This is a genomic window from Roseibium aggregatum, assembly GCF_017309185.1.
In the GTDB taxonomy this organism is placed as follows: domain Bacteria; phylum Pseudomonadota; class Alphaproteobacteria; order Rhizobiales; family Stappiaceae; genus Roseibium; species Roseibium aggregatum_B.
In genome coordinates this window covers 1-18,270 of sequence record NZ_JAEKJZ010000008.1, presented here as the reverse complement: position 1 = coordinate 18,270, position 18,270 = coordinate 1, and the positions used below count along the sequence as shown (strand labels likewise).

15 protein-coding genes and 1 pseudogene are annotated in these 18,270 nt (G+C 57.4%); 12 read left to right on the top strand and 4 right to left on the bottom strand.

Annotated elements, in window-relative coordinates; genetic code table 11:
- Positions 1-30 precede the first annotated feature (30 nt).
- The 12 genes from JF539_RS25580 to JF539_RS25525 all read left to right on the top strand — a co-directional run bounded on the left by JF539_RS25580 (position 31) and on the right by JF539_RS25525 (position 13,815).
- Positions 31-819, top strand: coding sequence for a GntR family transcriptional regulator (locus tag JF539_RS25580; protein WP_207143959.1), 789 nt, complete (start codon positions 31-33; stop codon positions 817-819).
- A gap of 20 nt (positions 820-839) precedes the next feature.
- A complete protein-coding gene (locus tag JF539_RS25575) occupies positions 840-1,622 on the top strand; it encodes a short-chain dehydrogenase/reductase (protein ID WP_207143957.1) in 783 nt (260 codons plus the stop codon).
- On the top strand, positions 1,619-2,278 hold the full coding sequence (locus tag JF539_RS25570; protein WP_207143955.1) for an aspartate/glutamate racemase family protein: 660 nt from the start codon (positions 1,619-1,621) through the stop codon (positions 2,276-2,278). Before JF539_RS25575 ends, JF539_RS25570 begins: the two co-directional genes overlap by 4 nt.
- A 563-nt stretch (positions 2,279-2,841) precedes the next feature.
- Entirely contained in the window at positions 2,842-3,354 is a 513-nt protein-coding gene (locus tag JF539_RS25565; protein WP_207143953.1) for a tetratricopeptide repeat protein, read from the top strand.
- Positions 3,355-3,981 (top strand): hypothetical protein, encoded by a 627-nt coding sequence (locus tag JF539_RS25560; RefSeq protein ID WP_207143952.1) that lies wholly within the window; start codon positions 3,355-3,357, stop codon positions 3,979-3,981.
- Between the two features lie 205 nt (positions 3,982-4,186).
- Positions 4,187-5,641 carry a type II and III secretion system protein family protein gene (locus JF539_RS25555; RefSeq protein ID WP_419247705.1) on the top strand — a complete coding sequence of 485 codons (1,455 nt, stop codon included), beginning with the start codon at positions 4,187-4,189 and terminating at the stop codon, positions 5,639-5,641.
- Entirely contained in the window at positions 5,622-5,903 is a 282-nt protein-coding gene (locus JF539_RS25550) for a hypothetical protein (protein ID WP_207143948.1), read from the top strand. The genes JF539_RS25555 and JF539_RS25550 overlap by 20 nt, the downstream gene beginning before the upstream one ends.
- Positions 5,904-6,088: 185 nt before the next feature.
- The gene (gene cpaB, locus JF539_RS25545) at positions 6,089-6,874 is read left to right on the top strand and encodes a Flp pilus assembly protein CpaB (RefSeq protein ID WP_207143946.1); all 786 of its coding nucleotides are present in this window, start codon (positions 6,089-6,091) and stop codon (positions 6,872-6,874) included.
- 535 nt (positions 6,875-7,409) lie between these two features.
- Positions 7,410-8,345 carry an AraC family transcriptional regulator gene (locus JF539_RS28080; protein WP_207143944.1) on the top strand — a complete coding sequence of 312 codons (936 nt, stop codon included), beginning with the start codon at positions 7,410-7,412 and terminating at the stop codon, positions 8,343-8,345.
- A 283-nt stretch (positions 8,346-8,628) separates the two neighbouring features.
- Complete coding sequence (locus JF539_RS25535) at positions 8,629-12,729, top strand: autotransporter outer membrane beta-barrel domain-containing protein (protein ID WP_209017602.1); 4,101 nt, start codon at positions 8,629-8,631, stop codon at positions 12,727-12,729.
- A gap of 13 nt (positions 12,730-12,742) precedes the next feature.
- Complete coding sequence (locus JF539_RS25530; protein ID WP_207143942.1) at positions 12,743-12,949, top strand: hypothetical protein; 207 nt, start codon at positions 12,743-12,745, stop codon at positions 12,947-12,949.
- Positions 12,950-13,110: 161 nt separating this feature from the next.
- Positions 13,111-13,815, top strand: coding sequence for a hypothetical protein (locus JF539_RS25525; protein ID WP_207143940.1), 705 nt, complete (start codon positions 13,111-13,113; stop codon positions 13,813-13,815).
- Positions 13,816-14,076: 261 nt separating this feature from the next.
- On the opposite strand, the pseudogene JF539_RS25520 reads toward JF539_RS25525, so the two are convergent.
- The 4 genes and pseudogenes from JF539_RS25520 to JF539_RS25505 form a co-directional block, all read right to left on the bottom strand.
- Positions 14,077-14,250 (bottom strand): annotated as a pseudogene (locus tag JF539_RS25520) (sugar phosphate isomerase/epimerase); the annotation flags it as partial.
- A gap of 418 nt (positions 14,251-14,668) precedes the next feature.
- On the bottom strand, positions 14,669-15,820 hold the full coding sequence (locus JF539_RS25515) for a hypothetical protein (protein WP_207143939.1): 1,152 nt from the start codon (positions 15,818-15,820) through the stop codon (positions 14,669-14,671).
- Between the two features lie 392 nt (positions 15,821-16,212).
- On the bottom strand, positions 16,213-16,626 hold the full coding sequence (locus tag JF539_RS25510; RefSeq protein WP_207143936.1) for a hypothetical protein: 414 nt from the start codon (positions 16,624-16,626) through the stop codon (positions 16,213-16,215).
- A 3-nt stretch (positions 16,627-16,629) separates the two neighbouring features.
- Positions 16,630-18,084, bottom strand: coding sequence for an ATP-dependent nuclease (locus JF539_RS25505; RefSeq protein WP_207143934.1), 1,455 nt, complete (start codon positions 18,082-18,084; stop codon positions 16,630-16,632).
- Positions 18,085-18,270 lie beyond the last annotated feature (186 nt).

Genomic DNA, 18,270 nt, shown 5'->3' with positions numbered 1-18,270 from the left:
GGTGTGTGTCCAATCTCGCTGCATAATTAATTGACCAGTATCTGTAGCTCTAGTATACAAGAGATACAAAATCAATTATCGCAAGATATGCAAAATTATGCAGAACGCGGAAAATCTGCCGAGAAAATGAGCAAACAAGCATCAGAAGTTGCCCAGGGCCTGGCAAAACAGAAGGGCCGAACTCTCAGTGCGATCGTCGAATTGCAGATCGAGCAGGACATTATTGACGGGCTCTACCGCCCCGGAGACCGGTTGGACGAAGAGGAGCTGGCCGAGCGGCTTTCAACCTCTCGCACGCCCATCCGTGAGGCCTTGCGCAAGCTGGCTGCAATCGATCTGGTCACGATCCAGCCCCGTTCGGGAGCGCGGGTCAGCCGTCCCAACATGGCGCAGATCATCGAATTGTTCGAGGTCATCTCCGCCCTTGAGGGGTTTGCGGCCAAGCTCGCGGCCACCCGTGCAACGGATGAGCAATTGGCAGCCATCATAGCCGCGCATGACACATGCGAAGAACTGGCAGTCTCCGGCGATGCGAAGGCATATTTCGATGCCAACGGCGTGTTTCACAGAGCCATTTGGACGGCCGCCAACAACCTCATGCTGATTGATCAGATAACAGCGGTCGACAAACGCCTGGCGCCCTACCGGCGGCAGATCACGTTTCACCCGGGCCGCAAGCAAGACAGTCAGTCCGAACATGCGCAGATCGCCAGGGCTCTGGCCGAGCGGCAGCCCGAAATCGCGGAAAAGGCAATGCAGGAACATGTGATGATCCTGTCCGACGACGCGTTGCAACTGGCCCGCGACTTGCGGCTTTAAGAGACAAAGGAACCCGCCGTATGGATTTGGAGCTCCGCGGAAAAACCGCGCTCATCACCGGTGCCTCCATGGGTATCGGCGCACATATTGCAGAAACACTCGCCGCGGAAGGGGTGAACCTGCATCTGGTCGCGCGCAGCGGCGACAAGCTGGAGGCGCTCAAGGCCCGGATCGGCGAGACCTGTGATGTCGGCATCACGTTGCATCCACTCGATCTGACCGGCGAGGGCGCAGCAGAGAAGCTGGCCAGTGCCATCCGGAAAACGGATATCCTGGTCAACAACGCGGGCGCGATTCCCAGCGGCGACTTGTGGGATGTGGACGAGGCTGCCTGGCGAAAAGGATTTGATCTGAAGGTCTTCGGCTATATCAACATGTGCCGGGTCTTCTACACCAGGATGAAAGAGGCCGGCGGCGGGGTGATCATCAACATTATCGGCAACGGCGGCGAGGTGCTGGACCGCGACTATATCGCCGGGGCCTCCGGGAATATCAGTCTGATGGGATTCACCCGGGCTCTTGGCGGATATGCCCTGGACGACAATATGCGCGTCGTGGGCATCAATCCCGGTCCGGTGAACACGGATCGCATCTATAACATGCTGCGCAAATGGTCCGAAAAAGACCTCGGTGATCCGGAGCGATACATGGAACTGGCCGCGAATTATCCACTCGGTCGCCCGGCTCACTGCCGAGAAATTTCGGATCTTGTGGCCTTTTTGGCCTCCGATCGTTCGGGCTATACGACGGGTACGGTCTTTACGGTCGACGGCGGCATTTCGGCAAGGACCTCCATCGTATGAGACGGCTAGGACTTCTGATCCCATCTTCGAACGTGGTGCTCGAGCCTCTGGCCGTCAAACGATCCGATTTGCAGGTCCATGTCACACGGCTGGGGGTGTTGGACGTCAAGCTCGACGCTGATTCCCTCGCGCAATTTGCCATGGACAAGCAGGTCGCTGCCGCGAAACTGCTTTGCGATGCCAAGGTCGAGGCAATTGTTTGGGGCGGAACGTCGGCCAGTTGGCTCGGCATTGAGCACGATGAGACTTTCGTGCGCCGCGTGGAAGCGGAAACCGGTGTGCCGACGACCACCACCGTGCTCGAGATCAACCGGCAGCTCGCCGCGCTGGGCGCGAAACGAATCGGAGTTGTCACTCCCTACACGGAGGACGTGGCAATGCAGATCAATCGGAACTACGCCGCAATGGGATATGAGATTGGCGGCTGGAGGCACGACGGCGGAGATCTCAGCAATGACTTCGCAAAAATTCCCGAAGATACAATCCAGAAAATGATCGAGGATGTCGCCCAGAATGATGTCGAGGCTGTCGTGATCATGTGCACGAATGTGGCTGCGGCAGACTTGGCCGATCGACTGCAGCCGCGCCTGGGCATCTCCATTATTGACAGCGCAGCGGCAACCCTGGATCTGTCGTGGCAACAAATCTCCAGGTGAATTCAACAATCTAAATCTGCTGATTCGGCCGCTTAAAAGGGCGGCGTCTGGTGAACAAAAGCCGCGCTTCAATGAGGCGGCACGGGTGCAAGATACGACCTGACAAACCGCCTCAGGAGAGGCGCCTCCGGCCCACGTCACCACCCGTTACCGTGACAACCCGGCTTGACACATCGGCGGACCGGCGGTCCGCAGCAGCTTGCTGAACCCATCTGTTTTTCAAGAGGGATCGAACCTGACCGGTTTGTTGCAGACCGCTGCTGCCGCTGCGCCGAAATCAAGGTTTGGCGCTCCAGGTTTGAAAACATTCGTAGAACTGATTCACCCCTATCATCAATCTCAAGTTGAAAGTGCTGCGGTCCGGAATCAGCCCTCAGAATCGAGGCGCTACCGGCGCGTTCCTGAGACGCGTTATTCGAAATTCTACCTAGAATTACTATTTATAGATATTTAATGGTTTTAGATAATATTGATTAATTACTGTAAATGAGAGTATTAATACTGTAAATTATGCGGAGTGCTGTATCGGCCGCATGATGAACGGGCTGTGAAGGTAAGAGTAGATGTGGGTCGGTCACAAGTTCCCGGGAATTGCAGTCCTGCTTGTTATCTTGAGCGGCTGCCAGTCGGGCAATTTGGGAGATCTTTCGACTTACGGCGACGACGCCTTCACAAACGACGACCTTTCCGGTGTCGCCTATTACAGGGACGACGAACTTCTGAAACAGGCGCAAGTCCAGTTCAGGGCGAAGAACTACGGCAAGGCCTACTCGATCTACAAGAAGGCTGTTGAACTGTACCCCAAGGATCCGGTGGCCTGGATCGGGTATGCCGCCTCCGCCGACATGGTCGGCCGTTTCGACAATGCGGACAAAGGCTACAAGGTTCTGGCCGGAATGATCCCCGGCCGCCCCGAATACCTGAACAATGTCGGCTATTCCTACCTTCTGCGTGGCAATCTGGTGGCGGCGCGCCGCTATTTCCTGAAGGCATACGACATCGACCCGAACAATGAGACCACGGCAAACAACCTGGAGCTGTTGGGCAACAGTGTATCGTTTGCGAAGCGGGGCTGAATGAAACACAGCAGGATTTCCCCCGACGATACGGCGGTCAGGTATCTTGGGGTGCCGGGCTGGAGCCGGTTACCGCTTTCGGTCGAGCCGCCGGAAGCCGGCGGGCATTATCTTCCGAGGCATGTTCGCCTCCTGATCGCGCTGAACATCGTTTCCGGTGCGCTTGCCCTGTTGCTGCTCGCGGGGCTGGTTCTTTCGTGGTCCTCCAATGCGGAGTTGAACACGGTCAGACAGGAATTGAAGGATCTGCAGCGGTTCGAGAAGCGGATTCTGGCGCGCCTGGACACCATGAACAACGGCGTTCAGCACAGGCTGGCCAAAATCGATCGCCGCATGGGGGTCATTCAGTCCGACGTTGGTCTTGTCACAAGGGGCCGCAGGGATCCGGCCGTGACGGTCGAGAGCATCGCCACCATGGTCCGGGACAGCGGAGGGTACTTCGGAACCGCCACGGCCGAGCTTCTGCTGGCGCCCGAGCTGTCCGAGCAGAGCACCCAGCGGTTTGTCCCGGATCGATCGACGCCCGGTCTGTCTTTCTCCGATGGCGGTGCGCCCGAGGGAGACGCATCCCTCTTCAAGCGGGTCGTCACCGAGGACGGGAAAGTCAGGTATGAAATGAGGAGATAGGGTGACGTGGCAGCGTGAAATACCGTTTGCGGGCTGCTCCACCCTCCGCCGTGGATGCCTTTTTCTCCCCCTGGATCTCCGACCTGCGGCGGCGCCCCGACCTGATGCTTGAAACAAACGAAACTGTGAAGGGACGTGGTTCAACGTGACGCGACAATTGACCAGCCTCGGCAATCCCCGATACCTGCGGGCCAGGACGACCCTGATGGGCGCCGTCATGGTCATCGCTCTTGCGGTCGGCCTCTGCAGCATATCGCCGGCGCGCGCCCAGGTCGACGAAATCACGCTCGTCAACAGCGGCAGCGTCTCGAAGGTCACCATGCCCCCGGGCACGACCAGGACCGTCAGGACCGACCGCACCTTTTCGGACCTTGTGGTCGGCGATCCGGAAATCGCCGACATTGTCCCGCTTTCCAGTCAGGTCCTCTATATTCAGGGCAAGTCGACCGGGTTGACCAACATTTCGATCTACAACGAGCAGAAAGCGCTGCTCGGTGTGATCGAGGTCCGTGTTCAGCTGAATTTCGATGAGGTTGCCCGGGCCGTGCGTGCGGTAGCGCCAACCGCACAGGTCCGGGTTTCCAATGTCGGCAACCGCATCCGGCTGTTCGGCAATGTCAACAGCGCAACCGACTTGACCAAGGTCCTGGAGGTTGCGCAGCAGTTTTCGGAAGCCCCGGTGATCAACGCGCTCAGCGTGCGCGGGCCGCAGCAGGTCGCGCTGGAAATCAGGGTTCTGGAAGCCAGCCGCTCGATCGGACGCGACCTTGGGGTCAACTGGGTCGGACGGTCCAGCGATGGCAACGTCAGCACCTCCGGTGCCCGGGTTCAAACCGGCGTCGACGAAACCACGGGCGGGTTGATCGCCATTCTGGGGTCCGGTGCCAGCGTGGCCCAGCAGGGGGCTCTGCCCTTCGGAACGCTGGTTGCCAAGGTCCTCGAGACCGCGGGTCTGCGTATCGACACCATCATCGACGCGCTGGAAGGCAAGGGGCTGGTACGCCGGCTCGCGCAGCCCAACCTGACCACGATCAGCGGTGAAGCCGCCCGGTTCCATGTCGGGGGCGAAGTGCCCATTCAGACGGCGACCTCGAGTGCCGGCGGTGTCGCGACATCCACCGACTATCGTCCGTTCGGCGTCCGGTTGGAATTCGTTCCGACAGTCCTCGACGAAAGCCGCATCAACCTGCGTGTCATGACCGAGGTCAGCGACATTGACGGATCGATCAACGTCAATGGCAATCCGGGGTTCCGGTCCCGGCGGGCCGAAGCGGTGATTGAACTTCGCGATGGCCAGAGTTTCTCCATGGCAGGGCTTCTGGACAATATCGACCAGCGGGATATCAATCAGATTCCCTGGCTGGGACAAGTTCCCGTGCTCGGCGTTCTCTTCAGGTCGACAAGCTTCCAGAAACGGGAGACGGATCTTGTCATCGTCGCAACGCCGCGTCTCGTACGCCCCGCCAATCCAAGCGAAAACCTGGCGTCTCCGCTGGACAGGACCCGGCCGGCCAACGACGCGGAAATGTTCGCGCTTGGCCTTCTGGAGGTCAACAAGGACATGCTGCGCACCTACCGCGAGGGAAAAGGCCTGATCGGCCCCTACGGTCACATTGTCGACCTGGAACTGGAGGCTGGCTATGTCTACAAGAAGAACTAAATGGATCTTCCTTGTCCTCCCGGCAGTCCTGCTTGCAGGCTGTGCGGACTACATGAGCCATCGCGACACGGTTTCTTTCGGCGCCGGGGACGCGATGCAGACCAATATCGCCATTCACACCGTCAATCCGTTTCCGCCTCAGGCCTATGAAACGGATCTGGATCGGGACGGAGCTTCGGTGGCCAATGCCCAGGAACGGTACCTGATACCAGGCGATCCGGAAGTCCCCGGAAGCGAAAACCGGGCCGCGGAACTGCCGTAAAATCGATGGTTCCCAGCCGCTCCGCGGGCGCAAAACGGCTTCGGTATCAGGGTGCTAGTACCTGGGCAGCTTCGCCGCCACGATATATTGATTTTAATTTTTACTTTTTCGTAAGTCTTGTCTTGATGTGTTGATCCTAGTGTTAACCGGAAGGAAAGTTTCCTCTGGACGCACTGGAATTGAAAATGAAGATCGTTCGCATACTGGTCCTCTTGTTTGCAGCAGGTGCAGGCTTCATGGCGTTCCGTCTCGTGATGAACAACAAACCCGAGGCACCTCAAGTCGTCGTGGTCCAGGCGGAGCCCGAGGTGGTCCTGAAAGGTGTCCTGGTCGCTGTGAAGGACATCCCCCTGGGCAAGAAGCTGAAGTCGGCCGACTTCACCTGGCGTGAATGGCCGGAGGATACGATTTCGGAAGGATTGATCACCAGAAGCGGCGATTCAGCGGCCGGCAAAAGCTATGTGGGGATGATCGCCAGAGGCCACATTTTTTCAGGCGAGCCCATCCGGGCTGAGCGGCTGATCAGCACGGACAAGGGGTACATGGCGGCGATCCTGCCGAAGGGAAAACGCGCGCTTGCCGTCCGGGTGGAACAGGAAACGTCGGCGGGCGGTTTCATCCTTCCCGGAGACAAGGTGGATGTGATCCTGACCAGAAAACTCGGCGACGAGAAAATGATGAGCGACACGATCTTGCACAACATTCGCGTTCTGGCCATCGACAGCACGACGGCGGCCGAGCGGGAAACCAAGAACCTTTCGCCCAAACGAACCGCGACGCTGGAACTGAACCCCGATGAGTCGGAAGTCATTGTTCAGGCGCAGCAGGTTGGAAGCATCGCCCTGGCTCTGCGCAGTGCGGAAGATTCGTCTGATGACCTGGCAACGGAACCGGCAAAGAAAAAGGATGCGAAGTTCGTGCGCGTGGAATCCGGCCGCTGGACCGTCGTGGCTGATTCTTCCCTGTTCTGATCGGCACAGCAGGTTGTCCTCATAACCCCGGCATCTTCCGGATCGGCTCCCTGTCCGTCTCCCCGCCGGCGAAATCGTCGAAGGCCTTGGCGAGCCGCTCCGCGGCCCGGCAGGAAAGCTTCTCAATTTCCGCTTTGGGCCGGGAGGGGACTGGTCGCTCAGGAGCGAGAATTAACCGATAGCGGATGCTCCCTTGGAGTGCGTGGCCGGCTGCTCGCGGCCCTCTGCTGACATTTACCCGCTGACAGGGTGCTGTGGCGCAACGCTTTGAACAGGCCATTCATTACGCTGTCGCGGACCGTAGCGTCATTTCTCAGACAGGAAGATCAAGCTGATATTCGAGATTGCAGTTGAACCAGACATGCAGCTTGAGCCTTCCAAAGTCGTGCCGCATCTCTATACTCCCGCAAGTCTCTGACCCTACCGGGATATTTGAAAGCGTGATCTGCTCCCGAAATCGCACCGACCAATAATGCCGAATACTGTCTCCGGAAAGTCATCAATCGCAGATGCGCCAGTCCCACTGGCAAGCCGCGTGCAGTCGGCAATCGTCGAGGATGCCATGCATCAGGCGCGTCTTCAGCCCTGGGTCGAGATGGAGTGTTATCAGCTGAGCAACGGTCGACGGCTGGCGACTTTTGACAGCCTGGATCTGGGAAGCCAGCAGATTGTTCGAGAGCGTCAGGAAACCGACATCCAGAAACTGGGCCGGACTCCCCCTGATTTCTGCACCATTTCAACGTGCACGACGGATCTGGATTTCCGCTTTTCCGAGCACTGTGGCGAGCAGGCAGACATGATTTTTTTCATGCCGGCCAACATCGAATACGACATCTACGTCTCGGCCGGTGGAAACTGCGCCTACGCAGGTTTCAGCCAGGAGGAATTTCTGGGCGGCGCACGAATCCTCAACCCCTCCTTCTGGGAGACCCCTCCGAAGAGCGTCATGCCCTTGACCTCCAGAGGGCAAGCCAGTTTCCTCCAGGCCGTCGATTTGTGGCTCGAGACTGCCCGTGAGGCATCGTTACAGGGTCACGCGCCGGCCCAGGAGACCTTGCGTTCGCACATCTTGAACGCGGTTCTGGATATTATAGCCACTGCCGGCGACGCTCCGCCGCCTTCGGTCAACGAGCGCATGCGGGCCCTCCAGATCGGGCGCAAGGCCAGGAGCTTCGTCTACGACCGCCTGGGTGCCGACGAACTGCCCACGATTGTCGAGATCTGCGCCGACCTCGGTGTTTCCGAACGATCGCTCCGCTACGCCCTCCGTGAATACGTCGGCTTGTCTCCGGTTGCCTATTTGCGCGCATGCAGATTGAACAAGGTAAGACATTTGCTGGCGGCATCTGATCCCATGGAAACCACCATCACCCAGGTTGCGATGCACTACGGTTTCCTGCACCTCGGACGGTTCGCGGTCGACTACAAACGCATGTTCGGCGTAGCACCGTCAGAAACCCTCAACACCTGATTTCGTAGGTCAGATTACTTTCCACCGCGCAAATTTGCCGAAATCGGATAGCTCTGCGCATCTCTGATTTTTATTTTTCAACCAATGACTTGAGGCGGCAGAAGATAATTTTTCTGCCGTCATTCCTGACTCTTGGCCGATTACCGGCCTCTTTGAGGTTCTTGGTCCCGCAATGCATTTGTTGTCCGCCCCGAGTTTGCAGAACGTCCCCCATGCCCGCAGACCTTCCCTCCAGCGCAGCAATGCCCTGTTTCTGGCAACAGCATTGACAGGCGGCCTCGTGATGTCTCCCGCGCTGACGGATCCGGCGCGGGCACAGTCGCTTGATTGGGACGGCGCAGGAGCAACTGCAAACGGCACTGTCGAAGGCGGGTCCGGCACCTGGGATGCCGCGACCCAGAACTGGACGAGTGACGGCGGGACCACGAACACCGCATGGACGTCCAATGCGAAGGCCGTTTTCGGCGGAACTGCCGGGACGGTGACCGTGAATGGCACCCAAGATGTGCAGAACATGACTTTCGATGTCGATGGTTACACCATCAGCGGCGGCGCGCTGAACTATTCCAACACCGATCCGGATCCTGTGACTGCCCCCATCACGGATACGGATCGCGGGATCATGGTCCGCTCGGGCACCGCAACAATTACCAGCGATATCACTTCGACAAACGGATTAAGCAAATCAGGCGATGGCACGCTGGTGTTGTCGGGTTCGAATTCAATCGGTGGTTCACTGGACGTATTGGGCGGTAATCTGGTGGCCACGGGGCCGAACGCTCTCAACGGTGTCAGCAATCTGTTTCTCCAGGACACCCTGATACTTGCCGATGACAACAGCATCCTTACAACCGTCACGGCGGATCTTGGTGGGGCGACGCTAAATCTGAATGAGTTTATCATACAAGGCTACGGTGAACCGACGGTGAGCAACGGGACGCTCTCGATATCCACGCTGGGTCAGATCGGGAATGCCGTGATTGATACGGTTCTGACGGGGAGCGGCCGTATCGATGCGATGTATGGGGGCACGGCGACCCTGAACCAGGTCAATACCTATACAGGCACGACGACAATCGGGGCGAGCAACCGGATCAATATCTCTGGAACCGGCGCCATCCGGAACAGCACCGTCATCACCAATGCGGGCACACTGGATGTCAACGGTGCCGGCGGTGACGGGTTGACCGATACTGCTGTTATCGAGAACACGGGCACCTTCAGCCTGACCGGCAGTGACGAGACCATCGGCGCAATCTTTGGCGCGGGTAATATCAACCTGAACGACAATACGCTGACCTCCGGAGACGGCACCGACCGCGAAATCTCGGGCGTCATCTCCGGAAGCGGAAATTTCAACTATCGCGGAACCGGAGCGCTGACACTGTCGGGCGCCAACACGATGACAGGGATCATCTCCAACACGAGCACTGGCACGATCAATCTCACCGGCAGCACGGCGGGCGGCATGTCGATGGCCGCCAATGGCAGTATCGACAACACCGGCTCGATCGGCGGCAATGTCACCATGTCCGACGGGACGTTCGACAATGGCGATCTTCCGGGCACAGACACAGGAAGTGTTGGCGGCACCGTGCGGCTTACTGGCGTCAATGCCACCTTCAACAACAACGCCAACAGCGGCATTGCCGGAACGGCGACGGTGGACAATGGCGTGCTCAATGGCAATGGCGGCACATTTGGCGATGTGCTTGTCAGCGACGGAACGTTCAACATCAATGCCTCGACGACGGCCGGCACCGTGACAAACAACGGCGGAGAGATTCTCGTCGAGGCGGGCGGCGTGACGCTGAACACCAACTTCGTGCATCAGGACGGCACCACAAGGGTCGCCGCCGGCGGCACCCTGACGGATACGGACGGCGTGATCGCCATCAACGGTGGCGAGGTGCAGAACAATGGTGGCGGCACCATCAGCAGCGCGGTCTCGGTCAGCGGTGGCACTTTGACCGCCAGTGGCGGGACGTTTGGCGGGAATGTCACGGTCGGCGGTACGGGTACGTTCAATGTCGACGGCAACACCGCCGTCGGAACGACGACGTTTACCGCCGGCAATATTGACATCGCGATGGGGAGCACGCTGCAAACAGATCTCGTTCAGAGCGGCGGCACGACGACGATCCAGTTTGGCGGGGAGTTGACCGATAGCGGCGGCACGACACTTGCCGGCGGCGAGATTGAGAATCACGGGACCATTTCGAATTCAGTGACCATCACTGACGGTACGCTTACGAACTCGGGCGGCATTATCAACGGACTGACGACCGTTCAGGGCGGGACGCTGAACACCTCGGGTGGGATTTTCGTCGGTGGAGTGACCGCGCAGGGCGGGACACTGAATGCCTCGGGTGGTGTTTTTGTCAGCGGTGTGAGTGCGCAGGGGGGGACGGTGAATGTGACCGTGTCGCAGACCCTTGATCTCACCAACAATGGTTCAGTGATCAATATCGACACGGGTGTGAACCTGACCGATGACCTTGTCAACAACAGCGGCACGCTGAACAATTCCGGAACTCTCACCGGCAATCTGACCAGCAGCGCGACCGCCAATTCGACCGGGACCATAACCGGCGACGTCATCAACTCCGGCACGATGCAACTGGCCGGCACCCTGACGGGCACGCTGGTCAACAACGGGACGGGTACCGTCACCACCACCGGCAATCTGACCGGCATCACCAGCCTGACCCACAACGGTTCCGGACTTGTGACCATCGACGCCGGACATACGCTGTCCGCCTCGTCCATCACCCTCGGCGCGGGCGCGACCGGGGGGCTTACGGTCAATGGCAGCACGGGGGCCGCCATCACCCTCAACGGCGGGACGCTTCGGGGCTCCGGTACGGTCGGCTCCCTTACCGCGAATTCGGGCAGCACGATCGCGCCTGGAAATTCGATCGGAACGCTGAACGTGTCCGGCAACACCGGCTTCGGGTCGGGCTCGACCTATGCCGTCGAAGTCGACAAGGACGGCAACTCCGACCAGGTGGCGGCAACGGGCACCGTGACCATCAACAGTGGCGCGACGGTCGATGTCACGGCTGAAAACGGCACGGACGATGGTTCCACTTACGCCGTCTCTACCACCTACACCATCGTGACCGGGGCGACCGGCGTGAGCGGTACCTTCGGCTCGGTCACCGAGAACTTCGCATTTCTGGATGCGGCGCTCGGCTACACCGCCAACACCGTGACCCTGACCCTCTCCCGCAACGCCTCAAGCTTTTCATCGGCAGCCAGAACGGCGAACCAGCGATCCACTGCGATTGCCGTCAGCAGCCTCGGGGCAGGCCAGGGTGTTTTCGATGCCATCGTCGTCATGAGCGAGAGCGGTGCCCGTACAGCCCTCGACATGCTTTCGGGTGAGATCCATGCCTCATCCGCCAGTCTTCTTGTCCAGGAAGGGGTCTTCGCGCGGGATGCGGTGAACCATCGCATTCGCGATGCCTTCGACGGCATCGCATCGGGCGGCCAAGCGCTTCTTGCCTTTCACGGCGACAGCTCTGCTCCGGGTGTCATCCCTTCTGCGCAGGACGGGCCGGCCGTCTGGGGCGAAGCCTACGGCAGCTTCGGAGCCGTGGATGGCGACGGCAATGCCTCCGGTCTCGACCACGTCAATGGCGGCCTTTTCGCCGGTGTGGATGTGGCGGGGCCTTACGGGTGGCGTACCGGCTTGTTCGCCGGATACGGCACCAGCCAGTTCGACGTCGATGCACGCAGTTCTTCCGGCGACGCCACCAATCTGACCCTCGGCGTCTACGGCGGACACCAGGCCGGTGCCTTCGCCACCCGGCTCGGCGCCAGTTTCAGCCTCCACGACGTCACCACCACGCGGCGGGTCAACGCCGGGAGCCTGGTCAACACCCTTAGGGCCGGCTATCTGTCCAACACCGCCCAGGCCTTCGGCGAAGTGGCCTACCGTTTCTCAACCCCCCTTGCCGAACTGGAACCCTTTGTCGGCGCGGCTGTGATCCATCACGCCACTTCGGGCTTTTCCGAGACCGGCGGAGCGGCCGCCCTGACCGCCTCCGCCAATTCGCAGGTTACGGGGACCACATCGCTGGGTCTGAGGGCGGAGCACAAAGCCGTCCTCAAGGACGGCAAGGCGGTCTTCGTCACCGGCGCGCTCGGATGGGAGCATGCGATCGGCGACACCACCCAGCCCGCAAGCCTGCAGTTTGCCGCCGGTGGCGACCCCTTCCTGATTTCCGGAACAGCGTACGACCGCGATGTTGCCCGTCTGGAGGCAGGTCTTGCTTTCGCCTTTTCCGACCGCACCCGTCTGGATCTCGGATATGATGGCCGCATTTCCCCCGGCAACCGGATTCACAGCTTCAACGCCAGGCTCTCCGCCCGCTTCTGACCGCAACGCAGCCTTGCCGACGGAAATCAGCGGGGAAAATCAGGGATCAAAAGAGAAATGGCGGGCCCGGTTCGAGACGAACGGCACGGTGCCATGTGTGACTGCCGGCAGCGCCGACATAACGTTTATGGGCCGGCAGTTGCTTTACCAACTGAAAACGGTGGTGAAAGACACAGGGCAACACGGCAAGGCGCTGAACGCCCATCGCATCCCGGTGTAAAAGTGAGCGCAAGTGGTCTGTGGCGAGTGTGGAGGTGTGCCCAGGGAACTCGTTCGACGGGGCGCAGCTAACGGTTGGGAATGCTGCTAAGCTGAGATTGACGGCTATGTTGAAAACTCGCGTTGCGCAATGGACGCTTAAAATCTGGAAGGTCCAAATCTGTGATTGAGCAAATACTTGAAACGCTGAAGTTTCTTGTTGCCAACCCAGCCATTGCAGCATTTTTTGTAGTTATCGTATTGATTGTGTATCTGCTTCGGAAACGGAGCTTTCAAAGTGTTCTAACCAGACAGTCCGAGTTGTACAGGTCAGGCTGGGTTACTCCGGCTGGGAAGGTCACGCGCGTCCATGAAACGGGAGGTGGCGAGGATACCATTCTGGTAATGCGCCCACCCCGCCGTCAGTCGATGGCTGCCGTTTGGAGCTTGCTGTTTTTTGGGGCATGCGCAGCGTTCATGTGGTTCGTGCAGCTCTCAAACCAAAGCGAACAGACGGCAAAAAACTGGTTCGGTTTCGCGATCGCAAGCGCTTTCTCAGTAATGGCTATTTTTTTGTTTGCCACATCCTTTAGCCGTATTCATGTCTCAGCGGTTGACATTGTTCAATACCGACTACTGCGTCGTTCCAGAAAGTTCCTGCTCAAGGAAATCAGTGCAGTTGAGCTGGCTGGCAAAAGCCCTTCGAGTGGAGTGAAACTTGTCTTCTTTGATGGAAGGCACGTCAGGCTACCGGCCAACTACGAGGGCTATGCGGAGGTTTTGGACAACATCCAACGTGCCCACCCCAGCTTGCCAAAACTGCTGGCGATGGGCCGTATTAGAGACATGGCAATCGAGAAACGAAAGAAGCATCGCAACACCCGATAGCCTACAATTTTTTGAACGCTCCTTTGCCAAATACCTGATTTTGCGATTTCTGTCTCGAATTCACCTAAAGCGGTCGTTTGTGTCCAAAGCAATCTAGTCAGCAAAGTCTGCACATTTAAAACGAGACACGGACGCAACAAATGTCCGCATTGAAGCTTAGCCTCCAACGCGGCGAACGACCGCAATGGCAGCGCAAAGAAGCCACCAGAAGATGTCTCCGGGAATGACGCTGCAGGCGCAATTCACCTTATGTCGTTCTGCTCACAACCCCGGCATCTTGCGGACCTGCCCCAAATCCGTCTCCCCGACGGCGAAATCGTCGAAGGCCTTGTCGGTCACCTCGATGATGTGGCTGTCGATGAAGGGGGCGCCTTCTGCGCCGCCCTGTTCCGGCGACTTCAGGCAGCATTCCCACTCGAGAACGGCCCAGCTATCGTTCCCGTCATGGCGCTCATGTTCAGGGGCCTGATCGCCCTGGCCCGGCTCGGCATCATGCTTTACGACGTCGTCGCTGGCGTTAAGAGGGTCTTCGCCGGCCGGGCGGTCCGCTCACCGCACCAGCAAAGCGCGGGTGGGGGTGCCCATAAAGTCATTGAAGCGGACACTCAAACAGAGCAAGCCTACCGTAGCTTTCGGCCTATAGCGGACATTCACCTGCCGAAACGATACCGCGGCGCAACCCGCTGAACCGGCCATTCGTCGCACCGTTAAAGACCATTGCCGTAAGATAGCGGCTGTGCGGACTTTGCTGCGGTTCGCTCAAAATGAGCGAATGACCTCTTTCGGGGGCTCAGTCAAATTCGATTGTTTCGCCTGTCGCAAAACGCACGGGTTGTGGCCACCTCATCCGTGATCAAGTGCTCTGCGATGGAAATGAGGACCATATTGAAAAAAGTAAAGCAACTACCCATAACCCTCCCAAAAGCAAAAATGTAACGGGAAGAATAGTACTGTACGTCAGCTTTATTGAAAGGAAATTCGCATTCTCACAGTCGTCACTAGCAATAATAATTTTCATGCTTTTATCGCCAGTTAGGTCTGCCAACCTAGCTTGTTGGGCCTTCATTGGCTGTTCGTCACAATCGACAAGTTGTTGGTTCCGGTTGTCTAGTAGAAGGAACAAGATTGACATAATAACACCAAACAATGCCGCCGCGATTGACAAACCAAACGCCCCGTCGTGAAAAGTCGCACCGAATGCAGCTCCAGCAATTCCGGTCGCAGTAAAAAAATATCGAAAACCGTGCAGACGTTGTTGCGCATGATAGGTGTACAAACTAGTCGCGTGGGAAAGTGCTTGTTCGTTAAATATCACTTTTGCTTTTGAATCAGTCATCTTTGACCTCAACTCGTCATAGAAATTCAATATCTCGTCATCGCTCGACCAAATCGTAGACACGCCCTGTGTTTTGACTTGGCAAAGACTTACTCTGTCAGGCTCCGATACATTATTCCTAACCCTCTCCAATTCATATCTGAGATCGTCGACGAAGTAGACATGACTATCGGGGTACAGATCTAGCAGGTGCTCGATTTGAAGATGTTTGGAAATTCTGCCAACGCAGAAAACCTGGTTGGGTTTCAAGTCATGCTGATGCAAGAAGTGAAACAAGCGACGAACAGCAGAAGGTGAAGAACGCGAAGTTAGAACATACCATTCTCCTTCGGCTTCTTGTATTCGCTTCGCAATCCCCAACGCCCACCCGGGCTCAACTTCTTCGCCAGCAATGTCAAGAATTGTTTGTTGGGCGACGTGTCGCAGATAACGCGCTTCACGCTCATGGGACGCTTCATCCGCACCTACACCACTGTAGTGCAAGCCAATAGAATGCGCCAAGTCTTTAAGCTCGTGCTCCTCGGCAGCGCGATCAAAAGGCATCTCATAAACGAAATTATCGGCGGAACTCGCAAGAGTGCCATCGAAATCAAAGACCGCTACGGTTCTTGGCTCTAGCGCCCCTCCATCTTGGAATAAAGCGTTTTCAAGTTGATCAGTAGAGAGCACGCAGGCAACCAAAGTTTTATTTTAGATTACAATGACCGAACAGTTCTTTCATTTCAGCAACGGAGTTATTTGCTGGCCAAAAAACATTTACCAGAACCTGTACGTCAAGAGCAGCGGCATTGCAGCTCAGAGTAAGCCAACTTCAACCACGGAAAAAACTGTACCACAGCACCTTAACGAACTTGCTTTGGTTTTGTCACGTTTTTTGACACTTCTTGATTAGTAGACGTTTGTGCGAAACGCAGTATCGCGCACTTTTGGGCTCGAAGCGGCCTTGCCGCAGGGCAGCGTGCCAGTCCTGGTCTTGTCAGGTGCCAAGTCGACACAAACGGCCTGGAGCTGACCTTTCGCAGCGGTCCGGGTGTTGCGATGCAACTACACCAAAGCGGACGTCAACCTTCTTCTGAATGCTGGCCTTTCTCAATCCAGCCAGCAATTGCGTCGTGAAGCAACCATGGTGATGGCGCGCTACACGTGATCTTTGAAGCATCAGTTGCGGTAAAATGGCACCATTCTTCGTCATCGGATACCCATTCACCGATGATCTCTCCGTCGGTCCTCAACACCTCTCCTTTGAAAGCTCTGTTGTGGTAGCCGAGCATAATAAGATCGTGACGCACCATTCCTCCGTCGTCGACAAGGTCACAGATCATTTTAAACTGGGCGCATACGCTGTCTTCGTCGTTCCCCGAGATTACTCCGACCTCGAAGGTGCGGAATTTCAACTTTCCAGTGAAATACCCATCGGTATTGCCCAGCTGAATCTCACAAGACATCTCGCCATGATTTAAGATCTCTAAATACATGCTTCAGGCTCTCGATTGCGACAACGTTTCGTTGATCCGCTTGAACAAGGCTTCGAAGGCATCCAAAGTCTCTTCAGAGAGCGTGGCAACCCGCCTCGCTCGCTCGCGTAGGAGGACTTCGGCAGGGGCGTTATGATCATACCTGTCCACACCCTCCTTGCGCGCGATCTGGCGCACGATTGGATCGGTACCGGTGAGATCCGCTGCCTTGAGCTTCTTGCCGAATGCGGCGTTGTAGAGCGCCACATAGTCATCCTTGCCGAAAAGGTCCTCAATATCGGCCATTTTGCGGTCGGCAATCTCACCAATAGTGATGATCCGCTTCTCACCGAGGAAGCCAGCCTTGGCGAGGGCAGTCAGCTTCTGGTGCCCCTCCTTCCGAGCGTCCACGACGACCGTCACGTCAAGGTGGTTGCCCAAAAGCGCTACGAAAGCCGGAATGATGTCAGCACCGCCCAGAGGCATGATCGACCAGCGCTTGTCTAGCCCCTCGCGCCCATCCTCCAATAGCCGTTCTGAGATTGTCTGCATGAAGAGGAAGTCGGATGGCCCCTCAACCACTAAGTTGTCCTTGGCGATGAAGAGGTGCTGAGCAATGTCGTAGCCTAGCGCGGCCTGGAGCGGGAAAAGCGTGTCGCTGTCAGTGGTCAGCACGTCCGAGGTCGTAACGGAGCCTTGTTCGCGGCCCCGGTCTTCAACAAGGCGCGCCCGTTCAAGGTGGTCGGGTTGAATCATGAAAGGCGAATGGGTCGTGTAGATCACCTGACAACGCTTCGACAGACGCTCCTCAATGAAGTGTAGAAAGTCCTTCTGGGCTTTGGCATGGAGCCCGAGGGCGGGTTCATCCAGAAGGATAATCACCGACGTGTCGTCAAATTCATACCGGGAAAAGGCTATCAAAAACGAGAAAAACCACCTGAAGCCAGAGGATCGCTCATCAAACCGGAGCGAAAGTTCGTGCTGGTCATCCCTCATGCGGATGTGCAACTCGTCAATCACGGTTGTCGTGCCGTTGTCGACCGGCTTTTGCTTCAGAGTTAGATCCATCTCCACCCGCAGGTTGCGATTAGTGGACCAATAATCGAGGACCTGCCCACGCAGCTCGTTTGCAACGTTCTCCAATTCGCGCTTCCGAGTCTCGTAGTCGGTATCTAGTAAGTGGTCTTCTTCAAACTCAGCAAGCTTCAGTAGGGCAAGCGCCGTCTGGTCCTGCTCATTCAGGTCATCCTCATCTGCCGCAAGCAGATTGCGAATTTGAACAGTGCTGGGGAGGCTGCTGTATTCAGAAAAATAGAAAAAGCTTGGTATGCGGGCGAAAAGTGCGTGCCAAACGGCTTGCCGTAAACTCTGGCCGTTAGGGAGCAAATCCCTGATTGCCCTGGTAATATCGCTGAGCGTAGGCTTCACTTCGTCCGGATCATCACCTTCTGGGGTGAGTTTGCCGACTTCTTTGCGCAATGCGTCGAAGGTCTTGCACGCCTTTAGAGGGAAAAGAGGATTAGGCAGGTCAATTTGCGCAAGTAGGTCTGAATAGCCCCGCGTTTTCTAGACGCCTTTGGTGTTCATTTTCCGCTGCCGTTCGAACTCGACGGGTGACAGCATCCCGTTCCTGGCGTGTTTGCGCTTCGGGTTGTAGAACATCTC